General features: G+C 31.8%; 28 protein-coding genes and 1 riboswitch. Of the genes, 2 read left to right on the forward strand and 26 right to left on the reverse strand.

Features of this window, described 5'->3' with window-relative positions:
* Positions 1–52: 52 nt before the first annotated feature.
* The 9 genes from LQ682_RS10890 to LQ682_RS10930 form a co-directional block, all read right to left on the reverse strand.
* Positions 53–586: a hypothetical protein gene (locus tag LQ682_RS10890; protein WP_103268945.1), complete on the reverse strand. Its 534-nt coding sequence runs from the start codon at positions 584–586 to the stop codon at positions 53–55.
* Positions 583–1,203: an ATP-binding cassette domain-containing protein gene (locus LQ682_RS10895; protein WP_103268946.1), complete on the reverse strand. Its 621-nt coding sequence runs from the start codon at positions 1,201–1,203 to the stop codon at positions 583–585. The genes LQ682_RS10890 and LQ682_RS10895 overlap by 4 nt, the downstream gene beginning before the upstream one ends.
* Entirely contained in the window at positions 1,200–1,898 is a 699-nt protein-coding gene (locus tag LQ682_RS10900; protein WP_218729570.1) for a hypothetical protein, read from the reverse strand. Before LQ682_RS10900 ends, LQ682_RS10895 begins: the two co-directional genes overlap by 4 nt.
* Entirely contained in the window at positions 1,898–2,551 is a 654-nt protein-coding gene (locus LQ682_RS10905; protein ID WP_103268948.1) for a hypothetical protein, read from the reverse strand. The genes LQ682_RS10900 and LQ682_RS10905 overlap by 1 nt, the downstream gene beginning before the upstream one ends.
* Complete coding sequence (locus tag LQ682_RS10910) at positions 2,538–3,335, reverse strand: hypothetical protein (protein WP_239724173.1); 798 nt, start codon at positions 3,333–3,335, stop codon at positions 2,538–2,540. Before LQ682_RS10910 ends, LQ682_RS10905 begins: the two co-directional genes overlap by 14 nt.
* A gap of 211 nt (positions 3,336–3,546) precedes the next feature.
* The gene (locus LQ682_RS10915; protein ID WP_016998874.1) at positions 3,547–4,209 is read right to left on the reverse strand and encodes a DUF2750 domain-containing protein; all 663 of its coding nucleotides are present in this window, start codon (positions 4,207–4,209) and stop codon (positions 3,547–3,549) included.
* 105 nt (positions 4,210–4,314) lie between these two features.
* Positions 4,315–5,502, reverse strand: coding sequence for an L-aspartate--L-methionine ligase LdmS (ldmS, locus tag LQ682_RS10920; RefSeq protein WP_103268950.1), 1,188 nt, complete (start codon positions 5,500–5,502; stop codon positions 4,315–4,317).
* Positions 5,499–6,686 carry a M20 family metallopeptidase gene (locus tag LQ682_RS10925; RefSeq protein ID WP_070044868.1) on the reverse strand — a complete coding sequence of 396 codons (1,188 nt, stop codon included), beginning with the start codon at positions 6,684–6,686 and terminating at the stop codon, positions 5,499–5,501. Before LQ682_RS10925 ends, ldmS begins: the two co-directional genes overlap by 4 nt.
* A gap of 61 nt (positions 6,687–6,747) precedes the next feature.
* Positions 6,748–6,847: riboswitch (SAM riboswitch) on the reverse strand.
* A 41-nt stretch (positions 6,848–6,888) separates the two neighbouring features.
* Entirely contained in the window at positions 6,889–7,431 is a 543-nt protein-coding gene (locus LQ682_RS10930) for a GrpB family protein (RefSeq protein WP_016998871.1), read from the reverse strand.
* A gap of 138 nt (positions 7,432–7,569) precedes the next feature.
* Here LQ682_RS10930 and LQ682_RS10935 point away from each other — a divergent pair, with 138 nt between their 5' ends.
* Entirely contained in the window at positions 7,570–8,037 is a 468-nt protein-coding gene (locus LQ682_RS10935; protein ID WP_016998870.1) for an S-ribosylhomocysteine lyase, read from the forward strand.
* 87 nt (positions 8,038–8,124) lie between these two features.
* Here the strand turns inward: LQ682_RS10935 and LQ682_RS10940 are convergent, their stop codons facing one another.
* The 5 genes from LQ682_RS10940 to LQ682_RS10960 all read right to left on the reverse strand — a co-directional run bounded on the left by LQ682_RS10940 (position 8,125) and on the right by LQ682_RS10960 (position 12,732).
* Complete coding sequence (locus LQ682_RS10940) at positions 8,125–8,475, reverse strand: DoxX family protein (RefSeq protein WP_016998869.1); 351 nt, start codon at positions 8,473–8,475, stop codon at positions 8,125–8,127.
* Positions 8,475–9,659: a phosphopentomutase gene (gene deoB, locus LQ682_RS10945; RefSeq protein ID WP_016998868.1), complete on the reverse strand. Its 1,185-nt coding sequence runs from the start codon at positions 9,657–9,659 to the stop codon at positions 8,475–8,477. Before deoB ends, LQ682_RS10940 begins: the two co-directional genes overlap by 1 nt.
* A gap of 11 nt (positions 9,660–9,670) precedes the next feature.
* Positions 9,671–10,972, reverse strand: a complete 1,302-nt coding sequence (locus tag LQ682_RS10950) for a pyrimidine-nucleoside phosphorylase (RefSeq protein WP_016998867.1) — start codon at positions 10,970–10,972, stop codon at positions 9,671–9,673.
* 75 nt (positions 10,973–11,047) lie between these two features.
* Positions 11,048–11,710 carry a deoxyribose-phosphate aldolase gene (deoC, locus tag LQ682_RS10955; protein WP_103268951.1) on the reverse strand — a complete coding sequence of 221 codons (663 nt, stop codon included), beginning with the start codon at positions 11,708–11,710 and terminating at the stop codon, positions 11,048–11,050.
* An 83-nt stretch (positions 11,711–11,793) separates the two neighbouring features.
* Complete coding sequence (locus LQ682_RS10960) at positions 11,794–12,732, reverse strand: sugar-binding transcriptional regulator (protein ID WP_103268952.1); 939 nt, start codon at positions 12,730–12,732, stop codon at positions 11,794–11,796.
* 109 nt (positions 12,733–12,841) lie between these two features.
* Between LQ682_RS10960 and deoD the strand changes: the two genes are divergently transcribed.
* Complete coding sequence (gene deoD / locus LQ682_RS10965) at positions 12,842–13,552, forward strand: purine-nucleoside phosphorylase (RefSeq protein ID WP_064204172.1); 711 nt, start codon at positions 12,842–12,844, stop codon at positions 13,550–13,552.
* Positions 13,553–13,897: 345 nt separating this feature from the next.
* On the opposite strand, the gene LQ682_RS10970 is transcribed toward deoD, so the two are convergent.
* The 12 genes from LQ682_RS10970 to LQ682_RS11025 all read right to left on the reverse strand — a co-directional run bounded on the left by LQ682_RS10970 (position 13,898) and on the right by LQ682_RS11025 (position 25,859).
* Entirely contained in the window at positions 13,898–14,341 is a 444-nt protein-coding gene (locus LQ682_RS10970) for a Dps family protein (protein ID WP_016998863.1), read from the reverse strand.
* Positions 14,342–14,550: 209 nt separating this feature from the next.
* A complete protein-coding gene (locus LQ682_RS10975) occupies positions 14,551–15,465 on the reverse strand; it encodes a D-ribose ABC transporter substrate-binding protein (protein ID WP_026023602.1) in 915 nt (304 codons plus the stop codon).
* Between the two features lie 22 nt (positions 15,466–15,487).
* Positions 15,488–16,426 carry an ABC transporter permease gene (locus LQ682_RS10980; protein ID WP_016998861.1) on the reverse strand — a complete coding sequence of 313 codons (939 nt, stop codon included), beginning with the start codon at positions 16,424–16,426 and terminating at the stop codon, positions 15,488–15,490.
* On the reverse strand, positions 16,407–17,903 hold the full coding sequence (locus LQ682_RS10985) for a sugar ABC transporter ATP-binding protein (protein WP_016998860.1): 1,497 nt from the start codon (positions 17,901–17,903) through the stop codon (positions 16,407–16,409). The genes LQ682_RS10980 and LQ682_RS10985 overlap by 20 nt, the downstream gene beginning before the upstream one ends.
* 12 nt (positions 17,904–17,915) lie before the next feature.
* Positions 17,916–18,305: a D-ribose pyranase gene (gene rbsD, locus LQ682_RS10990; protein WP_016998859.1), complete on the reverse strand. Its 390-nt coding sequence runs from the start codon at positions 18,303–18,305 to the stop codon at positions 17,916–17,918.
* Complete coding sequence (rbsK, locus tag LQ682_RS10995) at positions 18,298–19,179, reverse strand: ribokinase (RefSeq protein ID WP_239705993.1); 882 nt, start codon at positions 19,177–19,179, stop codon at positions 18,298–18,300. The genes rbsD and rbsK overlap by 8 nt, the downstream gene beginning before the upstream one ends.
* Position 19,180: 1 nt before the next feature.
* Positions 19,181–20,146 carry a LacI family DNA-binding transcriptional regulator gene (locus LQ682_RS11000; RefSeq protein ID WP_016998857.1) on the reverse strand — a complete coding sequence of 322 codons (966 nt, stop codon included), beginning with the start codon at positions 20,144–20,146 and terminating at the stop codon, positions 19,181–19,183.
* A 67-nt stretch (positions 20,147–20,213) separates the two neighbouring features.
* Positions 20,214–20,600, reverse strand: a complete 387-nt coding sequence (locus LQ682_RS11005; RefSeq protein WP_016998856.1) for a thiol-disulfide oxidoreductase DCC family protein — start codon at positions 20,598–20,600, stop codon at positions 20,214–20,216.
* A gap of 171 nt (positions 20,601–20,771) precedes the next feature.
* Positions 20,772–22,190, reverse strand: a complete 1,419-nt coding sequence (gene nhaC / locus LQ682_RS11010; RefSeq protein WP_064204173.1) for a Na+/H+ antiporter NhaC — start codon at positions 22,188–22,190, stop codon at positions 20,772–20,774.
* A 176-nt stretch (positions 22,191–22,366) separates the two neighbouring features.
* Positions 22,367–22,729, reverse strand: a complete 363-nt coding sequence (locus tag LQ682_RS11015) for a transcriptional regulator, SarA/Rot family (RefSeq protein WP_239705992.1) — start codon at positions 22,727–22,729, stop codon at positions 22,367–22,369.
* Positions 22,730–22,958: 229 nt separating this feature from the next.
* Entirely contained in the window at positions 22,959–24,335 is a 1,377-nt protein-coding gene (locus tag LQ682_RS11020; RefSeq protein ID WP_103268959.1) for an alanine/glycine:cation symporter family protein, read from the reverse strand.
* 159 nt (positions 24,336–24,494) lie between these two features.
* A complete protein-coding gene (locus LQ682_RS11025; RefSeq protein ID WP_064204175.1) occupies positions 24,495–25,859 on the reverse strand; it encodes an EVE domain-containing protein in 1,365 nt (454 codons plus the stop codon).
* Positions 25,860–25,921: the final 62 nt, after the last annotated feature.

The following is a 25,921-nucleotide window of genomic DNA, read 5'->3' on the forward strand; positions in this document are numbered from 1 at the left end:
TATTTTACTACGTCGGGATGTAGTAACTACCTAAGTAGTTAGTAATAATGTATCAAACTATCTTCCCACCGTCAACACGAATCGGTAAATATAATTTCTTTAACTTATGACCATTACGGTCGAGGTAAGCTAGTTCTAAATCATTTTCTCCATCAGGATCTATTGGTGTATATCTAAATGTAACGTGTCCCTCATAAACATTATGCTTATCAAAGTATGGTCTATCCGGCACAAGTCTTTTACCTTTTTTCGTTTTAAATTCATCAGACTGTTGTAAGATTTCATCATTAACACGTAAAAATAAACTTGCATAAATATTATTATAATATTTATCTGGATAGGCATCCTTTTTAACTACTTTGATATCAGCACTTAAAAATATCTCTTTATCTTTAACTTTATAACTCAAATTACTAAATTTCATTGTTCCAAAAGTTATATTATGCGTTTGATTAAGTTTAATTTTCTCTTCCTTAAATTCATAATCTTGAAATTCTGCGTTTACTTTACGATACTGAATGAATCCTAATATAACGAGAACTACAAATACAATTAAAGAAGATAATAGAATTACTTTATTTTTCATTCTAATGCACCTGCTTCTATATGAACAACCTCATCTACAACACTTTCTATGTCTTCAAATTGATGTGAAGCAATCAGTATTGTACATCCTTGCTGTTTTAATTTTTCAAAGATTTGAACAAGTTTCTCAATACTCTTTCTATCCAAAGCATTGGTAGGTTCATCTAAAACAATTAACTCTGGTTCCCCCATTAGCATTTGAGCGATACCTACTTTTTGTTTCATACCTAGTGAATATTTTCTAACTTTTCTTTTATCTTTATAATCTAATCCAAGTTCTACTAAATATTTAGTCATTTCATTGATATCTGTTATTCCTTTTAATGCAGCTACTAATTTAAGATTTTTTAAAGCCGTAAATTCAGTTATAATGCTTGGTTTTTCTATAAATACACCGACTTTAAGAGGGTATTTTGAGCCAAATTTAAGCGGTTCATTATTAATCATTACTTGCCCATCAACTTTAATCAATCCTAATATCGCCCTTAAAAGCATTGTCTTGCCAGAACCATTACGTCCTTTAAATCCATAAACTTTTCCACGCTCAATTTCTAAATTAATATTTTTAAGCAATTGATTGCGTTGGTGTTCTTTTGATACATCTATTAATTTAATCATACTTCATCATCACCTCTTTGAAATTTCATGTGATGATCACGTCCTAATTCAAAAACCAATAACATATTCACCATAACAATAGATAGCACACAACATATAAAATTTGTGTAAGAAACGCCTTGTATTCTTGAAAATAAAGATGTATTTAAAATGTTAAAATCTAAATCAAATCTTGTTGTGGCGATAATCCACATCAACGATATTAAAAAGCTTATATAAAATTTATAAGCAATGTAACTCCAAATAAATACAATCATTAAGAAATAAACACTTATTATTAAGTTCAATAAGTGAGTTACATTATGCGAAAATTCTCCGTCAATAGCAGAAATGGTAAACCATATACCTAGAATATAAATTAAACTCATAATGAATGATATGATGATAAGAACCATCCATCTTCCCTTAATATTTAATAGCATTTGCCACTCTACAATGTAATATTGATAAAGAACATGTATAAAGCGATAAATGAAAAATATGGCAAGAAACATAATCATTATGTACAACCCAGGTATCCTATATAAATGCACACTTAACTCAGCTTCATTATTACCACGAAAAATAAAATTCCATAAACCATCTCTTAAATATGGTCTGAATAGCATTAGTACCAAAATAAATATTCCGTTTATAATCATGAACGTTTTCCATAAACTTTGTATAATACCAACAGTAAATTTTAGAATATTCATCACATTATTTCCTTTTTCATAATAGTCCATTCAACAATTAAATAGACAAACACTATAAATAACAATTGATATATCATCCACGACCAAGAAATTGAAAATAATTTCTTTGAATCAAGAATTAACCAATTCCATTTTCCACTTTGCATTATGACAAAATCTAAAAGCACAAGCACATTTACAAGTAATAATGATATTGCACGATTAAAAAACCTTAAATATAAAGTAAGTGACAATAATGAAATCGTAAAATTCCCTACTATCATCAAGCAAGCTGTTACAATAAACACTATATTAAATTGAAGTTGAAAGTTCATAGCAACCATACTTGCCAACATCATTTCGATACTTATTAGCAAAGATATAAAACCGACATATAACAATACATCTATCTTTAAATAATTTCTATATCCAATAAACACTTTATGAACAAGTTCATTTCGGTAAAACACAATCGTCATAATGGTTAATATTGGTAGAACAACATAAGTAAGCGTAAACTTTCTTAATAATAAATTTGTAAATTGAAAATCATCAGAAGGAAAATACCCGACGTTTCCCTTCTGATAGAAAATCATTAATCCAAAGAATAAAATATGCCACGCTAGAAATTTTGTATTAATCAATGATGTAAATCGATATTTAATCAAGTTCATATTTGCGCATACCTCTTATATAGAAATAAATTGATAAACTGATAAACAATATGAAAGTCAAGACAATCGGTAAAAATTTGAAATACATGAATTCCGTTCGTCCCGTTAAGAAATATATTGGAGGAACTACATATGGTTTATATGATAAATTTGTTAATATAATCAATAAAATTTGAAAAATAAATGGACCAATCATTGCCAAAATTCTATTATTCGTATATATAGAAAGAGTTATCCCAAATATATTCATTATTGCCCCCCAAATACCAGCCAATAAAATATATAATAAGATATATAATAATGGCATTGTATAGTATAAAGGTACACTTAATGTATTTGAGCTATGAATTCCTATTAGATTATTAGTATATCTTTCTGGCGATATATTAGGTAATATTAAAAATTCACCTATAAGATTCATTAATAAAGGAATTATTACAAGAAGCGAAGCAATAATACTTGAGTATAAAATCACCTTTATATCTACTGATTTATTCACATGATACATATAAGCATGATGTAATAAATGTTGCTTACGATCTTGTATAAAAATATCACTTACACCTATGGATACAGCTAAAGGCATAATCAATAGATAAACCGTTTGTAAAGCACTAAACCCATCAAATAATAAAGATCGTGTATATGGTGTGTTTTCTAATACTACATAGATACCATAAGTTTGATAAGCATTGTATAAATGCAATAGAGCAATTATCGTTAAAAGGATAATTGCTATAAATAGTTGTAACCTTAATATGCGTAATTTCCTATATTTAAACATTATTATCACCTTTATGTAGAAGCTCTTTAGTGGCATAATTTTCTACTATTTAAATCTTGAACTTTTTTTACATTATTTTACATTTTAATCTAATTAAAGTTCTTTTACAACAATGCTTTAATTTATTTAATTTAATTATTACCAACTTATTCAAGGCATAAAAAAAGACTTTTGCTATTTAGCAAAAGTCTAAAATTAATATTTTATTCCCTTAACAAGGCATCGCGTTTAATACTACTTTAGGATCTGTAACTGTACCAATCATTCCCGGTTTTAAGTTCACACCTAATGCAATATTATCTTGTTTTAAATCTTCTAGCCATTCTTCAAATACTTCAGTTTCTACTTCGATGATGTCATATTCCTCAAAATCATTGCGGTGTACTTTTTCTACAAGTTTTCTTGTACTCCACACTGTCATCATATTTGGTAGGCTGCTGTCTTCTTCTGAAACGATAATAAATTGCTTTTGCCCTTTTACTGTTAACCCGTATACGTAGTCTTCATTGCAAATATCTTCAGCAAATTCTTCAATACGAATATCATCTAACTCACTCATGATTTGTTCGATAAATCTTATCGCTTCGACTTCTGTACCTGAAAATTCTTCATAACGGTCTACTATGAATCGGTCACCTTCGTCTAATATATCGTCCATTTCATAAGTTACAAAGCGGTCTAGATCTAATTCCATCACTTTTTCGTATGTTGTAATGTTAGTTTCTTTTAAATACTTTTCTGCGTATTCTTGTTTTGACCAAATTAAACGAGTATTTGTATCTGCATCTCTTAAAATTCTTTTATCTGTTAGAACAACGTAAAATTTTTCTTTCGTTAATATTTGTTTGAACATAGACATATCCTGGATAGCCATTGTTATACCACCCTCTTCTTTATATTTAATACCAATAAAATATAGTATATTTAAAAGCTATAAGTCAATGAAAATTCGCTTTAATTTCCATAATTATTTTAAACGCTATTCATCGTAGAGTTCAGAAAGGAATTTTTGTTCTAATTGAAGTGCTTTAGATTCTGTTTCAGCATGCCATATGCCAGCAAATCTTGCATTTACTTTATTCTTTCCAAACCAATCCCCATCGAAGAATGAGAGTGGATAAAGATGGCCATCTTCAACATATTTTTCAATCACTTTATAAAAGTGTTCGTTATCTCCTTTTGCATGGTAACTTAAAAATTTATGAAAACCATCTTTTAATCTATTTTTAAGTAAAAGCATACTCGTTGAACCATTTTGTCTAAAGTTTAAATCTATGGCATATATTTTTCCTTCTTTATCTATCAGTAAATCAAAGCCTGAAACACCTTTATAACCATAATCAACACCATTTTGCATAATTTCATATCCTGCATCTATAACGCTTTGTGGTACTTCGTCTGAATTAACATTACCATTATAAAATCCGTAGTCATCTGTTAATTGTTTAACTGCCCCTATATATTGGATACCAGTATCTTCACTATATACATATTGTACACAATAATTGTCTACCTCTTCGATAAATTGTTCTATAATAATATGTTCTGTTTCAGTAGCTTCTTTAATTCTTTGATTTGCTTTCTTTAGATCATCTTCAGTATAACATATCATAACCCCATACCCACCTGCTGTCGGTAATTCATCTCCCGGCTTTAATACAAGAGGTAGTTCCCAATTTTTAATTTCTTCTTCATATTCTTTAACACTAACACATTCACGTCTAGGTAAATACTTTCCTTTAGTCCACTGTGATAATTTCGATTTATTATTTAAGTCTATAAACTTTGGTTTATATATAGCATAATCGTCCTTATCACATAAATGTTCTCCATGAATATATTGAAAGAATATTTTATTACGTTTATTTGTTAATTGCTGTATCAATTGTTCGTAACTTTCTTTATCTTTAAAACGATGTATATTGTCTGGCACTTTTTCTCCAACTAGATTTAACAAATCTTCTATCCTTTTTGTTAAACATGCTTCATGAATAATCATTGGCATTTTACTAATAACCAATTCTCTAGCTGTTAAAAAATTAGATTGATCTTCTTCGGCTTTTAACCAAGGATTATCTTCATAGGATGGCCTCGAATTATAGATAATATTATCTTCATATAAATCTTTAAGTGTTAATAATAAAGGTTTATGATAGGCTTTTGTCATAATAAGTTCTCCCTTAATGTTTGATGATGCTCGATAATCTCATTTCTAAGGGGTACGTTCTCTATTAATTCTAATCCCATCGATGCTAATATTTTAGCACCGCTTATCAATGCTTTATCTCCCATTGTACTTGCTGCAGCTTGGCAAAATTCTTTCGTATGACCAACTAAATTAGATGGTCCGATTTTAATATGTGGATGTATAGTAGGTATGATATGACTTACATTCCCCGTATCTGTTGATCCAAAACCAAAATCATCTTCTATAACATCTTCTCCTAAAGATTCTGCATGTTTTCTAAACAATTCATCTAAAGGTTTATTAATAACAAATTCATTTACACCGTTTTGTATTGGTCTTACTTCTGACTTACAACCAGTTTGCAATGCAGCTCCTTCAGCGATTTTTCGAACTCTATCAGTTAGTTCATCTAAATGTTTACGTGAGGTTGCTCTAGTATAAAATCTTGCATGTGTAAAATCAGGAATAATATTTGCCGCTTCACCTCCATTTAATATTACACCGTGCACTTTATCTGTTTTCTTAATTTGTTGTCTCAACATACTTACACCGTTAAAGAAGGACAACATAGCGTCTAAAGCATTAATCGCTTCAAAAGCATTCTCAGACGCGTGAGCACTCCTTCCATAAAACTTTACGTCGAATACATCTACTGCTAATGATGGCACTGTGACATACGTCTCATGGCCAGGGTGTACCATAAGTGCAATGTCTAAATCGTCTATAATACCCGCTTTAACATAACTAGCTTTAGCACTACCATTAACCCCGCCTTCTTCTGCTGGACAACCAAGCACGACTATTTTACCGCCCACTTGGTCAATAACTTTTGATAAACTAATACCTGCTAAAACGCTAGAAGTACCGATTATATTATGTCCACATGCATGCCCTAAGCCTGGCAATGCATCATATTCCGCTAAAAAACATATCGTTGGACCTTCTATTTTCGTGTCATATGTAGCTATAAATCCAGTCGGATGCTTTGCTATATTTTTCTCTATCTTAAAATGATGATTTTTCAGTTGATCACTTAACAATCTTGAAGCAAAAACTTCTTCATTACCTAGTTCTGGACGTTCGTGTATTTGATGGCTCATAGACAAATATAAGTGTTTATTTTGTTCAATATAATTTAAAATATTTTGCGATAAATTGCTCATTCACTATACAACCTTTCCAATATAAAAGCGCACTCCTTAGTTAGGAAATGCGCCAATCGAAATTTTATCTCTCAGTTGAACACTGCAGGATTTGGCACCTTTCCATGTAGGGAGGTTGCTGGACGTCAAAGGGCCTTTCCCTCAGTCACTCTTGATAATACGTATGAAATTGTTTTAATTCTAACTTTAACACTCGGATATGTCAATGTTTTGCGAGCGCATCATTTGAGTTTAAGTACCATTTTTCAGCCTTTTTCTCAAATTCTTTAATCATACTATCTTTACCTTGATAATACTCTACACTATCCGCTGGAAAATCTATAGATAAGTCATGTTTAAGGCGACTATATCGTTCTCTCTCGCCGTTAAATGTTCTCAAATAATCTCTAAAAGAAATAAGTCTCAATATGTGCGGGCTGTCTTCATCATAGATATGTAAATGATGAGAGACATCACCGTTATGATTATATTTTTTAAAATAACGATTTCCAATAACGCCTCGTTCACCTTTAGACTCGTAACCTAGTGCAGATAATTCCTTTGTATAATCATCTATCGTTTCACTATCTTTTACCACCATTAAAATATCAATGATAGGTTTAGCTGATAACCCTGGGATAGCTGTAGATCCAATGTGTTCTATATTTATGCTATGTTCTTTTAATAACGATTGTAAATATTTCTTTTCTTCTAAAAAAAGATGTTGCCATATACTATCGTATGGGACGACTCTTAATCTCTCCATACACATCACTCCATTTTCAGAATAATTTATTTTATTATCTTATAAAGTAACACATAAAGAAAGTAATTGAAATCTGAATTTATTGTTTTTTCAAAATTTACTTGATATAATGATGCCGAAATCAAAGGAGGAATCTTCATGACAAAGATGAATGTAGAAAGTTTTAATTTAGATCACACTAAAGTAGATGCACCATTTGTAAGACTTGCGGGAATTAAAGAAGGTTTAAATGGAGATGTTATTCACAAATATGATATTCGTTTTAAACAACCAAATAAAGAACATATGGAAATGCCCGCTTTACACTCTTTAGAACATTTAATGGCTGAAAACATTAGAAACCATACTGATAATGTTGTAGATGTAAGCCCAATGGGTTGTCAAACAGGCTTTTACGCTTCATTTATAAATCATGACGATTATGATGATGTCTTAAATATTATAGAAAAAACGTTAAAAGATGTTGAGCAAGCTACAGAAGTTCCAGCATGTAATGAAGTACAATGTGGTTGGGCAGCAAGCCACTCATTAGAAGGTGCTCAACGACTTGCAACTGAATTCTTATCGAAAAAAGATGGATGGAATGTAATATTTAAAGAAGATTAATAAAATACACTATTATGTTTAAAATAGAAAAAAGGAGTGAAACGGAGATTTAATTTTTCAAAAAATCTCTGTTTCACTCCTTTTTAATTACATTTTTCTAACGATTTTAATAAGTACATATTGTAATGGTAATCTACCCCATAAAGCCCATGTAGGTAATTGTTTCCCATTTAACGGTATATTTTTTTGTGCCATATATACGTTTGCTGGAAATACAGCAACTAAGAACCATTCAATTAATTTCTTAGTCATACTACTTGGTTTTCTAACGAGTAATAAAATACCGAAAATAATTTCCATCACGCCTGAAATCCATACAATTCCTTTTTTAAAGGGTAAGAAATTAGGTACAATAGCTTCAAAACCTTCTGATCTCATAAAATGCATAAGGCCTGCAAAACTAAATGCAAGACCAAAAATACGTCTTACTGCGTTCATTATTTAATCCCCATTTCACTTAAATAGCTCTTACCGAACTGCGGTAATTCTACATTAAAGTTATCTGCAATTGTTGCACCAATTGAACTAAACGTTGTATCCCCTGAAAGTTCGTGGTATTCCGTAATGCTTGGGCTAAACATTAATAATGGAACATATTCACGAGTATGGTCAGTACCATCAGCTGTTGGATCATTACCGTGATCTGCTGTAATAATAACTAAATCATCTTCGCGAACATTTTCTAACAATTCACCTAAACGATTATCGAAATCTTTAATTGCTTGAGCGTAACCTTCTTTATCTCTTCTATGGCCATATAACGCATCAAAATCAACTAAATTTAAGAAACTAATTCCTGTAAAGTCTGTATCTACAACTTTAAGAAGTTGGTCCATGCCGTCCATATTATCTTTCGTACGTATTGCTTTTGTTACACCTTCTCCGTCATAAATATCATTAATTTTACCAATTGCAATTACATCGTAATCTGCATCTTTTAGCGTGTTCATGACAGTTTTACCAAATGGTTTCAATGCATAATCGTGTCTATTAGATGTTCTTGTGAAATTACCTGGTTCTCCTAGATAAGGTCGTGCAATAATACGCCCGATTAAATATTTAGGGTCTTTAGTTAGTTCTCTAACTTTTTCACAAATATCATATAATTCCTCTAATGGAATGATATCTTCGTGTGCAGCAATCTGTAATACTGGGTCTGCTGACGTATAAACGATTAAATCGCCTGTTTCCATTTGATGTTTACCGTATTCTTCTATAATTTCAGTACCTGATGCTGGTTTATTTGCCACAACTTTTCTACCTGTTAAATCTTCTATTTCTTTAACAAGTTCTTCAGGGAAACCTTCAGGATATACTTTGAATGGTTTATCAATATTTAATCCCATGATTTCCCAATGTCCTGTCATTGTATCTTTTCCTACAGACGCTTCACTTAATTTTGTATAAAATGCTTCAGGTTTTTCTACATTATTGATAACTGGTAAAGATTCTATATTTCCAAGTCCTAATTTTTCTAGGTTTGGTAAGGATTCTTTGAAACCTTCTAGCGTATGCTTTAATGTATGTGAACCTTCGTCACCAAAATCTTTAGCGTCTGGTGCTTCGCCTATTCCTACTGAATCCATTACAATTAAATGAATACGTTTAAATCGGTTTGTCATTTGACACACTCCTAATCTGTAATCACTTTATGGATTAAAGTCGGTTTCACTTGTTCATCAGAAATATCAATGTTATTTAAAATTTTCTCTTCAACATCTTTAATATCTTCTTGATTTGCATAGATTGTTACAAGTGATTCTCCTTCTTCAACTTTATCTCCAACTTTTTTATTTAATACTAAACCAACGGCTAAGTCAATTATATCATCTTTTGTAGCTCTTCCTGCCCCTAAAAGCATTGAAGCAACACCAATCTCATCAGCTACAATGTTAGATACATATCCAGATTTTTTCGCCTTTACTTCAAATGTATGTTGAGCTTGAGGTAATTTAGAAACATCATCAACTACCGAACCATCTCCGCCTTGGTTTTCAAGGAATACTTTAAACTTCTCAAGTGCTTTACCGTTTTGGATAACTTCTTGTAATTTTTCTCGTGCCTCATCTAAATTCTCAGCTTTTTTAGCTAAAACAACCATTTGAGATCCTAAAGTTAATACAAGTTCTGTTAAATCTTCAGGTCCTTCACCTCTTAACGTTTCTATTGCTTCTTTCACTTCAAGTCCATTGCCAATTGCTCTTCCTAATGGTTGACTCATATCAGAAATAATAGCCATAGTATTTCGCCCTACATTATTCCCTATTTTCACCATTGCATGCGCTAATAATTCTGAGTCTTCTAGCGTTTTCATAAACGCACCAGCACCCGTCTTCACATCTAAAACAATCGCATCTGCTCCAGCTGCAATTTTCTTACTCATTATAGATGACGCAATAAGTGGGATAGAGTTAACTGTTCCAGTAACATCACGTAGACCATAAAGCTTTTTATCTGCTGGTGTTAAGTTTCCAGTTTGACCAATAACAGCTACTTTATCTCTATTTACTAAATCAATAAATTCTTGTTCTGATATTTCTACATGGAAACCTTCAACCGCTTCTAATTTATCTATTGTACCGCCAGTGTGACCTAATCCTCGGCCACTCATTTTTGCTACAGGTATATCTAATGCAGCTACTAAAGGAGCCAATACTAAAGTAGTTGTATCTCCCACTCCACCTGTTGAATGTTTATCCACTTTAATACCTTCAATTTCAGATAAATCAATTTGATCGCCTGATTCAACCATTGCCATCGTTAAATATGCACGCTCGTTATCAGTCATATCTTGGAAATATGTCGCCATTGCAAAACTTGAAGCTTGATAATCAGGTATTTCTCCATCAGTATACCCTTTAATGAAAAATTCAATTTCTTCTTTCGTTAATTCTTTCCCGTCTCGTTTCTTAGCTATAACATCTACCATTCTCATAATGAAACCCTCCTGTTTATGAATACGCTTACTTGTATTTCAAAAGATTAAAGGTACATAAACGTACCTTTAATTTTAATAATCTGAATCAGATGATTCACCTTTTAATATTTTCACACCTGCTGAAGCACCAATACGAGTTGCACCATTATCAATCATCGTCTTAACATCTTCGTATGAACGGATACCACCTGAAGCTTTAACGCCTAAATCAGGACCAACTGTTTCTCTCATTAATTTGATATCTTCTGCAGTTGCGCCACCTGATGAGAATCCAGTTGATGTTTTAACGAAATCTGCACCTGCAGCAAGAGCTAATTCACATGCTCTAACTTTCTCATCTTCTGTTAATAAACAAGTTTCAATAATTACTTTAGTTGTTACACCATTTGCTGCTGCTACAACACTTTCAATATCACGTTTAACTTCTTCATCACGACCGTCTTTAAGCGCACCAATATTGATGACCATGTCTACTTCTTGTGCACCTTTTTTAATAGCGTCTTCTGTTTCAAAAGCCTTCACTTCACTTGTTGTTGCCCCTAAAGGGAACCCAATTACTGTACAAACTAATACATCTGTACTTTCTAATGCTTTTCGTGCATGTGCAACATGTGTTGGATTAATACATACAGATTTAAATCCATATTCTTTCGCTTCTTCTAATAAAGCATCAATTTGTTCCAGTGTTGTGTCTGGTTTTAAAGCTGTGTGATCGATATATTTTGCTAATGTCATAGTGAATCCTCCTCGTATATTCTATCTTTAACTATATTATAAACAAGCTTTGAACAAATGTAAAATGATATAAGAAATTTTGTTCATAAATCTAATAATGCTTGTGCTGTATATTGATCAGTGATCAATATATTACTTAAACGACCTTCTAAAGCACCACGTATAGCAGAAATTTTGTGGTCTCCTCCAGCTACTAAAATAGAATTTTCAATTTCTTTTAGAGCATCTAATTCAATACCTATCGTTCGGTCATTTATAGCTTGATCTGCAACTTCCCCTTGCTCGTTATAAAAGCGTGAGCAAATATCTCCCACAGCTGAGTGTTTAATTCTCTCTTTTTCTTCATCGTTAAAAAATCCTAATTTAAATAATAAAGAAGAATCTCTAACTGTTCCTACTGTAAACAAAGCGATATTAACTTGTCTTCCTTGTTCTAAAATAGATTGGATGTGTCTATCTTTTTCTACCATTTGCTTAACTTCTTTCACATCAAATATAACTGGTAGAGGCAAATCTCTGGGTGTCGCATTATAAGCTTGTGCAAACCTTTCAAGGATTTGATGGCTTCTTGTGTCTATATGAGAAAAACTAATACCACCTTTAAGTTGTATTACACCAATATCCTTTAAATGTGTAGACTGTAAAAATTGAGACACTTGATACATTGTTTTACCCCAACTAATGCCAATATTATCTCCATCTTTAACAATAGTATTTAAATATTCCGCGGTACGCTTTCCAATAGCACTTTGTACGTTTAAATAATCATTATGCGATGCATGTTCAACAATACAATCTTTCAATTGGTATTTAGCTTTTAATAGTGAAGCTAAACTTTCAGCATCTTGATATGGATCTTCAATTGTTACTTTGACAAACCCATGTTCTTTCGCGTGATTCAATAATCTCGATACAGTTGGTCTAGAGATATTAAGCTTTTGAGCTATTGCTTCTTGACTTAAACTATCTTCATAATATAGTTTTGCTACGCGTATGCTGTCTTTATTTTTTTGTAAATCCATCTCCATTCACCACTTTCTTTCAACTTAATCGTACAAAAATTCGCAAAAAATTGAAACAAATGTTATCTTTAAATTGAAAAAACTTTTATTTTTAAAGGAGAAGATAGTTATGACACAAGGGACACCGCATATTCAACCAAATGGTGTAAAAATTGCAAAAACTGTACTAATGCCTGGGGATCCATTACGTGCTAAATTTATTGCTGAAAACTTTTTAGAAAATGTTGAACAATTCAACGATGTAAGAAATATGTTAGGATACACAGGTACATATAAAGGAAAAGAAGTATCGGTTATGGGCTCAGGTATGGGTATCGCTTCAATCGGTATTTATTCTTATGAACTATATAATTTCTTTGATGTAGAAACGATTATCCGAATTGGATCATGCGGTGCTATGCAAGAGAATATCAATTTATATGATATTATTATTGCACAAGGTGCATCTACTAATTCTCGCTATGTTGACCAATTCAACGTACCAGGTTACTTCGCACCAATTGCTGACTTCGGTTTAGTATCAAGCGCTAAAAATAAAGCAGACGAAATTGGAGCAACTACTCATGTAGGTAATATCTTCTCAAGTGATATTTTCTATAATGCAGACACAGAAGTAACAAGTAAATGGGCAAGATTAGGTATTTTAGGTGTTGAAATGGAATCAGCAGGTTTATACGTAAATGCTGCTGCTGCCGGTAAAAAAGCACTAGGTATCTTTACAGTTAGTGACCACTTATTAAGAGACGAAGCAACAACAGCAGAAGAAAGACAAAATTCATTTACTCAAATGATGGAAATTGCTTTAGAAATCGCTGAATAAAAAAGAAGCTAAGACATTATATGTCTTAGCTTCTTTTTTTATAATGTTGTTACATTCAAAGGAGCTATGTTACACGTGAACCTCGTTTTGCAATATTCAGGTCCTTTATTGTCATTTCTCATCAAACGTGTCAACAACAGTGCCTTTATTGTCACTTCTTACCAAACGTGTCAACAACAATGCCATTATTGCCTTTTCTTGCTAAACGTGTCAACAAGCAAAACTATATACATCAAATATTCTACATTCTTTAATAATAAAAAAGCACCGGCTTATTGAGAATTCTCAATAAGCCGGTGCTTGATAATGAGATAGATTTATTTAAACTACCTCATTTATATTTTATTATCCTAAGAATGATTTAAGCATCCAGTTGTGTTTTTCAAGACTTGTTACCATACCTAATAACATGTCTCCTGTCATTTCGTCATCTAATTTTTCCGCTAATTGTATACCTTCTTCTAATTGTCCAATTACAGTTGTGAAGTCTTTTGATAATTGTTCTACCATTTGGTTAGCTGATAGATTTTTCTCTGCTTCTTTAACTTCTGACCATTCTAAAGCTTCTTGTAAAGTAGCGATTGGGTTACCATCGATTGCTAAAATACGTTCAGCAATGTCGTCGATATATACACTTGCTTCATTGTATAATTCTTCAAATTTTTCGTGTAGTGAGAAGAAGTTTGGTCCTTTTACATACCAATGATAATTGTGTAGTTTAGTGAAAAGTACTGTCCATTCTGCTACTTGTTTGTTTAATACTTCAATTACTTCTTTATTGTTATTCATTTATTACACTCCTCTAAGATTTGTTTGTTATTTGGTCTCTTCTGATTACAATAACTATTATATTATAATCATTCTAATCTGTCAACGCTATTTACACACTTATTTAGAATCATTATAAATAAGTTGCAAATTCTAAAAGTTTTTTTCTCAAATAAATTAAGGTAAAAGACTACATTAGTCTCTTACCTTATTCACCATAAAATAAACATTTATTTAGATTTTTCGAGTTTAAGTGGTACTTTAATTTCTTTATCTACTTTTTTACCTTCCATCAGTTTCAACACTGAATTTACTGATTCTTGTCCCATTTTTTCAGGTTGCTGAGCGATTGTTGCATCTAACTTACCTTCTTTAATAGATTGCATCGCATCTTCATTTCCGTCAAATCCTACAACGAGTATATCTTTATCGCCTACCGCTTCTATTGCTCCTAAAGCCATCTCATCGTTATGAGAGAATATTGCTTTAACACCTGGATGAGCTTGTAATATGTTTTGAGTGACATTGAGCCCTTCTGCACGATCAAATTTAGCGCTTTGCTTTGCGATAACATCTAATGATTTATCTGCTACTTCATGGAATCCTTTTCCTCTTTCTCTAGTAGCACTTGCGCCAGGTACACCTTCTAATTCAGCGACTTTAGCATTTTCACCTAATTCATCTAAGATAAATTTGCCACCCATCTTACCGCCTTCTATATTATCCGAAGCAATAAATGTAGCGACATCACCTTTATCAACTGATCTATCTAAAGTAATAACTGGAATACCTTCATTGTTAGCAGATTGAACTGCACTAGAAATGGCACTTGAATCAGTTGGATTCACAACTAAATAATCAACCTGTTGTTGAACTAAGTCTTCTATATCATTTGTTTGTTTAGCAGAATCATCCCTCGCATCTACTACTTTAACATTCATACCTTGCTTTTTAGCCTCTTTTTGAAGTCCTTCTTTAATTGAAACAAAAAATGGATTATTTAAAGTCGAAACACTTACCCCTATTGTAATATCTGATTTCTTTTTATTCGTTTTACTACCATTGTCTTTTTTTAATGGAGATTCTAACGAACATGCTGATAAAAACACTACCAACGAAAGAAAAAGTATTAAAAATTTCTTCATCATTTATCCCTCACTTTGTTAATTATTTTTTACGATCTATAAGAACAGCAATTAATATAACAATACCTTTTACTACTTGTTGATAGAATGAAGATACACCTAATAAGTTCAATCCATTATTCAACACGCCGATAATAAGTACACCAATTAGTGTACCAACGATACGCCCTTTACCACCTGTTAAAGACGTTCCACCTAACACTACTGCTGCTATGGCATCTAGTTCATATGAAGTACCAGCAGTCGGTTGAGCTGAATTTAGACGTGATGTTAATATTGCTCCAGCTAAAGCTGACATTAAACCAGATATACCATAAATTAAGATTTTCACTTTATTAACTTTGATTCCTGAAATTTTAGAAGCTACTTCATTTCCCCCGATGGCATATGTATGTCTACCAAAAGTTGTCTTCTGTAGAATAATTGCCAATACAATAAATACGATAATCATCGTTACTGCCGGTACTGGTATACCAAAGAAATAACCTTTACCAAACAATTGGAATAAATAACTATCACCTAAGTCTGTTATAGGATTACCATCTGTAATAACTAACGTTAATCCTCTAAAAATTGTCATAGTTGCCAATGTTGCAATAAATGGCGCCATGCTACCGAAAGTAACCAAAACACCGTTAAATACCCCTAGTAAAAATCCTCCTAATACACCAACAATTAAAGCTACAATTGGATCAAGACCACTCGTAATTAAAATTGCTGTAAATGCACTTGATAAAGCTAATATAGACCCTACTGATAAATCTATACCACCTGTCAAAATAACAAACGTCATACCAAAAGCAATTAAACCGTTAATAGATACTTGTCTCAATAAGTTAAGTAAATTCGATAAATCTAAAAATGCAGTATTTAAAACACTTATAACAACCACTAAAAGAATCAATCCTATAAATGGTATAATTTTTTCTAACAATGATGATTTAGCTGTTAACTGTTGCATTTAATTCCCCTCCTGTAGCCAATGTCATAATATTTTCTTCTGTAATTTGTTCCGCTTCAACTTGTCCCTTTATTTCTCCTTCTTGTACAACTAAGACTCTATCACTCATACCGATAACTTCTGGTAATTCTGAAGAAATCATTATAATAGAAACACCGCGCTCAGTTAATTCGTTCATTAATTGATAAATTTCTCTCTTTGCTCCAACATCAATACCTCTAGTCGGTTCATCTAGTATTAAAACTTGTGCACCCGTACCAATCCATTTAGCTAAAACTACTTTCTGTTGATTACCACCGGAAAGTGAAGAAACAAGTGCTTTTCTATTTGTTTTAATATTTAGTCGTTTACTCATTTGATCAGCAAATATATGAACAGACTTTTCTTTCGTAAAACCTTTATTGGAAAAGCTTTCTAAAGAAGGTAAAACCATATTATCTTCAATAGAGAAATCTAATATCAGACCTTCGTCCTTTCTGTTCTCAGTAATAAGCCCAATTCCGTTTTTCATAGCGTCTTCAGGTGAATTAATGGAAACTTTTTTATCGTTAATCGTAATGTCTTTACTGCCTTTATCTATGCCGAATAAACTTCGCATTATTTCAGTTCTGCCAGCCCCCATTAGTCCACTAACACCAAGAATTTCTCCTTTTCTTAATGAAAATGATATATCTTTAATTTGATGTTCATCATTATTTAACGATTTAACGTCCATGATGATATTACCAGGTGAAACAGTTCTTTTCGGGAATTGTTCTGTTAAATCTCTACCTACCATTGATTTAACTATCTCATCATAATTAGTATCATTCGTTTCTTTATATAACACTGTTTTACCATCTCTCATTACAGTTATCTCATCAGATATCTCAAAGATTTCTGCCATTCTATGTGAAATATATACAAATGCAACGCCTTGTTTTTGCAAGCTTTTAATAAGCTTAAACAATTGATTAATTTCTTTATCCGTTAAAGCAGCTGTTGGTTCATCCATAACGATTATTTTAGCGTTCGTCATCAATGCTTTAGCAATTTCTATCATTTGTTGTTCACCAATAGAACATTTTCCTGCAACTTTTTTAAGTGGTATTTTAAAGTTTAACTTTTCAAATACTTTCATTGCTTCTTTCTTCATTTGTCTCTCGTTTAAGATTCCAAATTTATTTCTAATTTCTTTACCAATAAACAAATTTTCTAACACTGTTAATTCTGACCAAATATTTAATTCTTGGTGTATAAAAGTTATGCCTGCTTCTTCAGCCATTTGTGCATCTTTATATTCAATATTTTCATCTTTGTATATTATCTGACCCTCATCTTTGCCGTGTATACCTACTAAAATTTTCATTAACGTAGATTTACCTGCCCCGTTTTCTCCCATCAATGCATGTACAGAAGCTTCCTTTAAAATAAAATCTACCCCAGTTAATACTTTATTTTGTCCAAAAGCTTTATGTATATTCTTCATCTGTAACATGGTAACCCTCCTTTAGAATAAAACATCACTTTCCAATATGACATTTGCAAATGGTGTTGCTTCTCCAGTTCTAATAATCGCGACTGTATCATTTGTTAATTCTTTAAATCGTTCATGTGATACATATTCTGTATCAATATTAGATTGAGTAATCTTTTCAAAAAGCGAAACATTATCTTCTTTTATTTCTTCCGCAACGATCATTTTTTGAACCGACATATGCTTCATCACTTCTTCGTAAACGCTTTCAAAATTTGGTACACCAAAAGACAGTGCTAAATCAATCTTCTTCACTTCTTTTGGAATTGGTAGACCACAATCTGCTATTACTATTCTGTCAGTATGACCAAGATCACTTAATACTTTAGATATTTCACTGTTTAAAATCCCTGTTTTATACATGCCATTCTCCCTCTATTTCTGAAAGTTTAGGCATACCACCTTGTGCACCCATACCTGTTACTGAATAACTTGCTGCTAAGTTTGCAAAATCTAACGCTTTTTCTAGATTGAATTCTTTCTGTAACGCTACTGCAAATGCACCGTTAAATGTATCACCTGCGCCAGTAGTATCTTTAACTTCTCGTTTATAACCTGGTACTTCTACCTTTTTGTTACCATCGTGATAGACTGCACCTTTATCTCCTAAAGTAACAATCAATTTATTCGGATATTTTGCTAACGCTTCATCCATATTTCCTTTAAACATTCCGTCACTTTCTGTTTCATTAGGAGTTAAGTAATCAGCTTTTTCAATTACATTATCACTAACTTCTCTAAAAGGAGCTGGATTTAATATAGATGTAATTTCATTTTCCTTACAGTAATCAATTACATGTTCAACTGTTTCACTAGGTATTTCTTGTTGAAGAAGAACGATGTCACCTTTATTAAGATGTGCTAAATGTTTCTCAACATATTCAGGTGTTACTTCGTTATTGGCAGATGGAACAAAAATGATACTATTATCTTGTTCAGCTAATGTTATGTGAGCAGTACCTGACGGCATTTGTGTAACGGGTTCCACACCATCTACTAAAACGTAGTTATTTTGTAGATTTTGATAAATTTCTTTACCGAAATCATCATCTCCTATGCGCCCTACTAAATATACTTCTTTCCCTAATCTTGCTGCTGCCACAGCTTGATTAGCGCCTTTTCCACCTGGTGTAGTGAAAAAACTATCTCCTAATATTGTTTCACCTTTTTCAGGTCTTTTTGAAGCTGAAACTACTAAATCTATAGACATACTTCCTATAACCATAATCTTTTTCATTTTACTCTCTCCTCGTCGATTGTCGTTCTATTAAACTAACGTCTAATATTTGATGATGTTCTCTTCCTTTACCTTCTAGTTGATTGATAAGCTGTTGACAAGCCTTTTTGCCTATTAAATATGCTGGTTGATGAATTGTAGTTAAACTTGGTGTATACATACGAGATAATGGTATATCATCATAACCTACAACTTGAACATCAGAAGGTACTTTAAATTCATGATGTAACAAAGTACGCATAACAGCAAATGCGCTCACATCATTACTACAAATAATACTATCAATATTGTGCTTATGAATCATCGATACTAAATCTTCTTCAATGAGAAAACGTTCATCTACAGTAATGTAAGGGATGTTCTTTTCATCAAAAATAGATTTAGCACCGGATAGTCTTTCGTTAAATGATTTATATTGTAAGTTTTGTTGCATAATTAAAACAGATTTTGTCGAACCTTTTATAACGGCTTGAGCTTGTAACTGTCCACCTTTATAATGATTTGTTTCAACAAATTCATGGTCGGCATACACTCTGTCTAATAAAACAAATGGCATATTATATGATTTAAAAGAATCAAATGTTTCTTGAGTAGATAATTGTGATGCAATAATCCCACTACAATTATGCACATTGAATGTGTTTATATACGCTAATTCTTTTTCTTCATTTCCATCACCATTACCTAAAATGATGTGATAACCCTTAGCCATCGCTTCATCTTCAACACCTCTAGCGACAACCGTGAAAAATGGATTGCTAATATCAGGTAATAATAATCCTATCATTTTAGATTTACGTTTATACAATGTCCGAGCTGTTTCATTCGGTCTGTAATTTAAATCTTTGATCGCTTTATTAATCTTCTTTCTTGTTTCTTCTTTGACATACCCACTTCTATTAAGAGCTCTTGAAACTGTCGCCACTGAGACACCAGCGTATTTAGCAACTTCTTTAATCGTAGCCATTCGTTCAACTTCCTTTTGTGTAACCGTTTACATAAAAGGATACCACCACTCTAAAACTATTGCAATACTAATCTAAAAAATACTGACGTTCTTCTTTAGTTGGTAGTTTACATGCTTGCTTAAATTGGATGCGATGTCTTATTTTTGCAAATGAATCGTAACCTAGATTTCTAAGAAAACGAGGCACTATTTTCAATAGGAATGCAAAAATTTTATATTTCTTAATTTGATTCAATAAGTGAATAATAGCATCTGTTTTAGTAAATACTTGTGATTTATCAACTACAACAATTGTGTCTATATTTTTCAATTCAGGTTGAGCTTTAATTAAGTTCTCTCCATATTGCCCTTCTAATTGTGCAAATTGGAATCTCGTTGGAATATTATGATGAATCAACCACATTACTACTCTATTACAATAACCACAATCACCGTCATAGTATACTATAGCCATAAATATCACCTTATTCCTTTCTCTAGTTTTAAGATAACACGATTATAAGAAACATTAAATTAATAAGGGAGTGAACCAGAAATATCATTTTGCTAAAAAGACTTCATAATACCATCCCTATATAATGAAACAGTCCGAGATATTTATATATGTCCTGGACTGTTATTATTGTTATTGAGCTTCTTTAAATTGTTTATATTCTTGTTCGTTAATTGTTATAATTTTAAATCCTATGTATCCAAATATTATAGATATGATTGGGACCGTATAATTAAATACTGCATACATCCCATACTCCAATACGTTTACATTTAAGGTCTGAGCTATAAACACACCACAAGTATTCCATAAGAAAAATACTGAAGTCACTGTTCCACCATCTTCTAGAGCTCTAGATAAATTTTTAGGGTGTAACCTCTTTTCTAAAAACGTATTAATATACATTCTTGATGGTACAACAATTGAAATATATTGTTCTGAGCATGAAGCGTTTGTACCAATACATGAAATAATAACAGAAGCGATTAGTCCACCAGTACCTTTAGCTACTTTCAAAACTTGTGTAATAATTGCCTTCAACATACCCGAATATTCGAGTATTCCACCAAATGTCATCGCAACAATTGTCATAGAAATGGTATAAAACATCGACTCCAAACCACCCCTATTAAATAGTTCTTTTACGAGTTCATTCTTTGTTTCTAACACATATCCTGTTTGTAAAGCTTGAACGCTATCATGAATACTTCCACCTTGAACAAAAATTTGTGATAAAAATCCTAAAATAATACCAACTACCAATGCAGGTATTGCAGGTACTTTTAAGGCTACTAAAATAATAACAATCAGTGGTACTAATAGTAACCAAGGTGAAATGACAAATTTATCAATCATTTCATTATTAATTGCATCAATTTTACCTTGATTAATGTCACCTGCGGAAAATTGTCTACCGAGTATAAAGAAAGCAATTAACGAAATTACAATAGCAGGTACAGTTGTATAGAACATATGCTTAATATGATCGAATAGATTTGTACCAGTTAAACCAGCTGCTAAATTTGTGGTGTCAGATAAAGGGCTCATTTTATCACCAAAATAAGAACCTGATATGATAGCACCAGCAATCATTCCCGCTGGAATATCCATACTCAGTCCTATACCCATTCCGGCTACGCCTACTGTGGCCATCGTAGACCAACTACTACCAATTGCTAAAGATACAATGGCGCATATAATAGCAATGGTCACTAAAAATAATGAAGGCGTAATAAGCTTTAAACCGTAATAAATCATCGTGGCAACTATACCGCCACCTATCCATGCCCCAATGATTAAACCGACTAGTATAATAATAACAATCGCAGGTAGTGCTAATTTTATCCCCTTATACATCATTTCTTCTATATCTTTCCACGTATGCCCATGATAATAGGCAACTATGGCTGCTATAGCTGTCCCTATCATTAAAGGAATATGAGGTGCTAATTCTAAAACAACAACAGTATAGAGCATGCTTACTATCATAAATAGAAACGGAACAATAGCCCATACAAAACTTATATTCTTTGTTGTAGATTCTTTTACCATAATGACTAATCCCACTATAATAAAGCGCTTACATTTAAAATTGTATAACTTTCCACCATAATTTACAAATTAAATTTTAAAATATAATTTGATTATAAATACAAAAATGCATTGTAAAAGTTAGCCTTTGGCTAACTTTTACAATGCATTTCATTAATATTAAAAAGATTTATAATCTAAGCTACATTTAACATATCCAATACTTCTTGCATTATCACTTCAAAATCATTTTTATAATCATCGTTAAAGCGTAATATAACTGCTCTTTCATCTGTTTTTAAGCGGTTTTTTAATATATATTTCTTTTCAAATAGTCTCTTAATGGCACGAGCAGATTTGTTTTGCTTTATGTATCCTTTTTCAATTGCATCTTTAAGGTGTACTTCTTTCACTTCATTTAATTTCATTAAGAAGAAAAATTCATGTTTCTTTAAGCCATACTTTTGTTCAATTACTACAAAGATATTGTCAATTTTATTTTGGTAATCAAAGAATTCAGAACATGAAGTAATTGCTTCTGAATAAGATTGAGTGCTCATTGTTGTAACCTCCTAAAAATTAGTTAATTAAATTATCTTAAAATAATCTTACCATAAAATTAAATAACATCAATATGGAATTTAATAAAATATTTGACATTTTGTGTAAATTAGAATAATTTATATGACTACATACAAAAGAGGTTTTTTTTTGAAGACATCTACAATTTTTTTAAATACAAAAAAAGATTATAACGATAACGTTATAATCTAAAAGGAATAAACTATTTCAGTTTTTATTATTTTTATCTTTCAAATAAAATTCTTTGCTTGTGAAAAATTCTCGTGTCAAGTCTTTAACTTTAGGTGATAACATAATAACAGCTATAATATTGGGAATAAGAATGCATGCTAACGCTATATCTAATAAATTCCACAATTGTGTACCTGCCCCAAACGCACCGAGCGCTATAGATAAAACATATACTATTTTCATAATAAATCCAGCTGTTAATCCAAATAAATATTCTGCCATTCTTGAACCATAATAAATAACTACAATTATAGTAGAGAATACAAAGAATACCATTGATATAGAAACAATCCAACTTCCAAATGTACCAAATGCATCATTAAAAGCTCTAGCTGTCAGTGCAGCTGATTGTTCTTTTGCATCATCTGCTTTCCAAACGTCTGAAACCAATACAACAAACGCTGTTGTACTACATATAATTAAAGTATCAACAACTATTTCACTTACACTCCAAAAAGCTTGTCTCACTGGATGATCTGTCTTAGCAGCAGCGTGAGCAATTGGAGAAGTACCTAAACCTGCTTCGTTTGAATAGATGCCTCGAGCAAACCCCCATCTAACCGTTGTAGCTAAAGCAGCTCCAAAACTACCTCCTAATGCTGCATCAGGATTAAAAGCTTTTTCAACTACTAACGCTATGACTCCCGGTAAATGTTGAATGTTCATTAAAATGATAATAAAACCCATAATACAATATAATCCAACCATAACCGGCACAATCATTTCAGTGAATGTTGCAATTCTTTTAATACCTCCAAACACAACTAAAGCAGCTAACACAGCTAAAATGATTCCTGTATAACCCATATCGATATTGAATGTATCTTCTACCGTGCTTGCTGCTGAATTTCCTTGCACCATAATACTCGGAATGAGTTCCAACATAAGCGCGAATGCAAAAATAAAAGCGAATACTATTCCAACTTTTTTATTTTTCATTCCTTTTTTCATATAGTATGTAGGTCCCCCTACAAATTCGCCTTTACTATTCTTTTCTCGATAATGTATACCAAGTACGTTTTCACTATACTTTAGAGCCATCCCTAAAAATGCAATAACCATCATCCAAAATACTGCACCAGGTCCACCCATCATGATTGCTGTAGGTACCCCTACGATATTTGCTGCACCAACAGTAGAAGATAAAGCAGAAGTTAACGCTTGCCTCGGTGTAATCGTTCCTTCACCTTTAGGTTTTTTATTAATACTGCCAAATGTTTGTTTCATCATATAGCCAAAATGCCTAAACTGTATAAACCCTAAATAAATTGTTAAAAATAAACTAGATACTAATAATAGAGTTACGAGTGGATATCCCCATAACCAATCTGAAAATGCTACTATTTTGTCCATAAACACGTCCCCTTTGTTGTTTATTGATAAGAGCAATTTTAATTATATATATCATATTACAGAAAATTCTATCAATTTAAAAGATAATTTTTCACTTATAAATTAAAAACACCATTTGATATTAAACAAATAGTGTTTTTCAATGAAAATTTATTTTATTTATCCAACGTGTATTACACGACAATGTTTTAAAAATTGATGTGAATATTGTTTTTTTATATCTTCAACTGTCCCATAACATAAACCTATCATTCTCCATTTTGGATTATGGCGGTAGAATGAGTCTTTTTCTAAACTCCATTTTACCATTTTTCCATCATGATTATATCTAGGTAGTGTCATTTCATGACCATCTAAAACATTTAGGAATAGTTGGAATATTTCAGGGTCTATTCGCTCAAATTGATCGATTACAAGCCATTCTCTTTCTGAATTTGTGATATACCCCGTGATAAATCCTTCACGATAATATAGAGCTCCACTTTCGTTAGGTAAATACCTACCGTATAACATTTCTTCAGAAAAATCTGGATGCCCTGTTGTATAAATACCTTTAGCAAGCTCGCGCTCTACGTAATGTTTTGCTTTTTTTATACCTTCTTCTTTACTATCACATAACATTAATATAATTGGCTTATCTTTTTTATCTTCTTGTTCTTGTGGAATCGAGACTTGATATTGTTGTGAATTATTTTGAGAAAACTCACCTCTACTCATATCCATCATTGCATCATATTGAGCTTTTGTTAAATTAGCTATAGATTGCTTAGAATTTTCTTGTAAGAAATATAATTTTTTTAATGTTTGATGTCTATTTAGTTCTGCTACACTTATAGGATTAATATCCTTTTCATATCTAATAGTTATGCAAGTTGAATCAGTTCGTCCTGGTTGTGGTGGAAGTTTATGTATACTATCTGTAACTTCACCAATACCAATAATAGAATGATTCGCGTTTTTATTTAAGAATACAAGCTGATCCCCGATTTCAAGTTGTGTATAATAAATATAACCATTTCTTTTAATACCATTCACTGTATGTGTAAAAATAGTATATGTTTCATCTTCTTCAAACTGTATTTCTTCTGAAAGTAAGAAATATCTAGGTATTTTAACTTCTCCTTGTCCTAGGCCAATAATTAATTCAAATTCTTCTTTAGATATACGATTGAATAATTGATCCGTTAGTTGCTTAATACGCAATTCTAAATGTTCACTTCTCTTTAAGTATTCAACTGAAAGCATTGTTAAAGAAGTTTCAAATTTAAAATGAATGCTTACTTTTTGGTTGCCGCCTGTCTGAACATCAATAATTTCCCCATATCCTAATAATCCCACTTGATTTTGGACTTGATAATAAATTACTTTATCACCAGGTTTTGCCGTCTTAAAGGCATGGTAACCTTGAGTAGGATTAAAACTTGCACCCGATTCAAATACTGCAACTTGTCCTTCTAGAGGTTCTGTATGATTCCACCTATTATATCCACAATTTAACCAAAAGTAGTTTGTTTCTTCAGACATATGTATACTCCTTGTTATAAATAATTATCAATTTTAAACGATTTACTATGTAAATATGACGT

The sequence above is a fragment of the Mammaliicoccus sp. A-M4 genome (genome assembly GCF_022386955.1).
Taxonomy (GTDB): domain Bacteria; phylum Bacillota; class Bacilli; order Staphylococcales; family Staphylococcaceae; genus Mammaliicoccus; species Mammaliicoccus lentus.

Coding starts and splice junctions, on each gene's coding strand:
- LQ682_RS10940 (WP_016998869.1), bottom strand. CDS start 8,475: ATGAACGCAGTAAGACGTATTTTTGGTCTTGCATTTAGTTTTGCAGGC.
- deoB (WP_016998868.1), bottom strand. CDS start 9,659: ATGACAAACCGATTTAAACGTATTCATTTAATTGTAATGGATTCAGTA.
- LQ682_RS10895 (WP_103268946.1), bottom strand. CDS start 1,203: ATGATTAAATTAATAGATGTATCAAAAGAACACCAACGCAATCAATTG.
- LQ682_RS10900 (WP_218729570.1), bottom strand. CDS start 1,898: ATGAATATTCTAAAATTTACTGTTGGTATTATACAAAGTTTATGGAAA.
- LQ682_RS11000 (WP_016998857.1), bottom strand. CDS start 20,146: ATGGCTACGATTAAAGAAGTTGCTAAATACGCTGGTGTCTCAGTGGCG.
- rbsD (WP_016998859.1), bottom strand. CDS start 18,305: ATGTATAAAACAGGGATTTTAAACAGTGAAATATCTAAAGTATTAAGT.
- rbsK (WP_239705993.1), bottom strand. CDS start 19,179: ATGAAAAAGATTATGGTTATAGGAAGTATGTCTATAGATTTAGTAGTT.
- LQ682_RS10975 (WP_026023602.1), bottom strand. CDS start 15,465: ATGAAGAAATTTTTAATACTTTTTCTTTCGTTGGTAGTGTTTTTATCA.
- LQ682_RS10960 (WP_103268952.1), bottom strand. CDS start 12,732: ATGGATTTACAAAAAAATAAAGACAGCATACGCGTAGCAAAACTATAT.
- LQ682_RS10985 (WP_016998860.1), bottom strand. CDS start 17,903: ATGTTACAGATGAAGAATATACATAAAGCTTTTGGACAAAATAAAGTA.
- deoD (WP_064204172.1), top strand. CDS start 12,842: ATGACACAAGGGACACCGCATATTCAACCAAATGGTGTAAAAATTGCA.
- LQ682_RS11005 (WP_016998856.1), bottom strand. CDS start 20,600: ATGGCTATAGTATACTATGACGGTGATTGTGGTTATTGTAATAGAGTA.
- LQ682_RS10970 (WP_016998863.1), bottom strand. CDS start 14,341: ATGAATAACAATAAAGAAGTAATTGAAGTATTAAACAAACAAGTAGCA.
- LQ682_RS10915 (WP_016998874.1), bottom strand. CDS start 4,209: ATGGCTATCCAGGATATGTCTATGTTCAAACAAATATTAACGAAAGAA.
- LQ682_RS11015 (WP_239705992.1), bottom strand. CDS start 22,729: ATGAGCACTCAATCTTATTCAGAAGCAATTACTTCATGTTCTGAATTC.
- LQ682_RS10890 (WP_103268945.1), bottom strand. CDS start 586: ATGAAAAATAAAGTAATTCTATTATCTTCTTTAATTGTATTTGTAGTT.
- LQ682_RS11025 (WP_064204175.1), bottom strand. CDS start 25,859: ATGTCTGAAGAAACAAACTACTTTTGGTTAAATTGTGGATATAATAGG.
- LQ682_RS10980 (WP_016998861.1), bottom strand. CDS start 16,426: ATGCAACAGTTAACAGCTAAATCATCATTGTTAGAAAAAATTATACCA.
- ldmS (WP_103268950.1), bottom strand. CDS start 5,502: ATGACAAAAGCCTATCATAAACCTTTATTATTAACACTTAAAGATTTA.
- LQ682_RS10950 (WP_016998867.1), bottom strand. CDS start 10,972: ATGAGAATGGTAGATGTTATAGCTAAGAAACGAGACGGGAAAGAATTA.
- LQ682_RS10925 (WP_070044868.1), bottom strand. CDS start 6,686: ATGAGCAATTTATCGCAAAATATTTTAAATTATATTGAACAAAATAAA.
- nhaC (WP_064204173.1), bottom strand. CDS start 22,190: ATGGTAAAAGAATCTACAACAAAGAATATAAGTTTTGTATGGGCTATT.
- deoC (WP_103268951.1), bottom strand. CDS start 11,710: ATGACATTAGCAAAATATATCGATCACACAGCTTTAAAACCAGACACA.
- LQ682_RS10905 (WP_103268948.1), bottom strand. CDS start 2,551: ATGAACTTGATTAAATATCGATTTACATCATTGATTAATACAAAATTT.
- LQ682_RS11020 (WP_103268959.1), bottom strand. CDS start 24,335: ATGGACAAAATAGTAGCATTTTCAGATTGGTTATGGGGATATCCACTC.
- LQ682_RS10930 (WP_016998871.1), bottom strand. CDS start 7,431: ATGGAGAGATTAAGAGTCGTCCCATACGATAGTATATGGCAACATCTT.
- LQ682_RS10935 (WP_016998870.1), top strand. CDS start 7,570: ATGACAAAGATGAATGTAGAAAGTTTTAATTTAGATCACACTAAAGTA.
- LQ682_RS10910 (WP_239724173.1), bottom strand. CDS start 3,335: ATGTTTAAATATAGGAAATTACGCATATTAAGGTTACAACTATTTATA.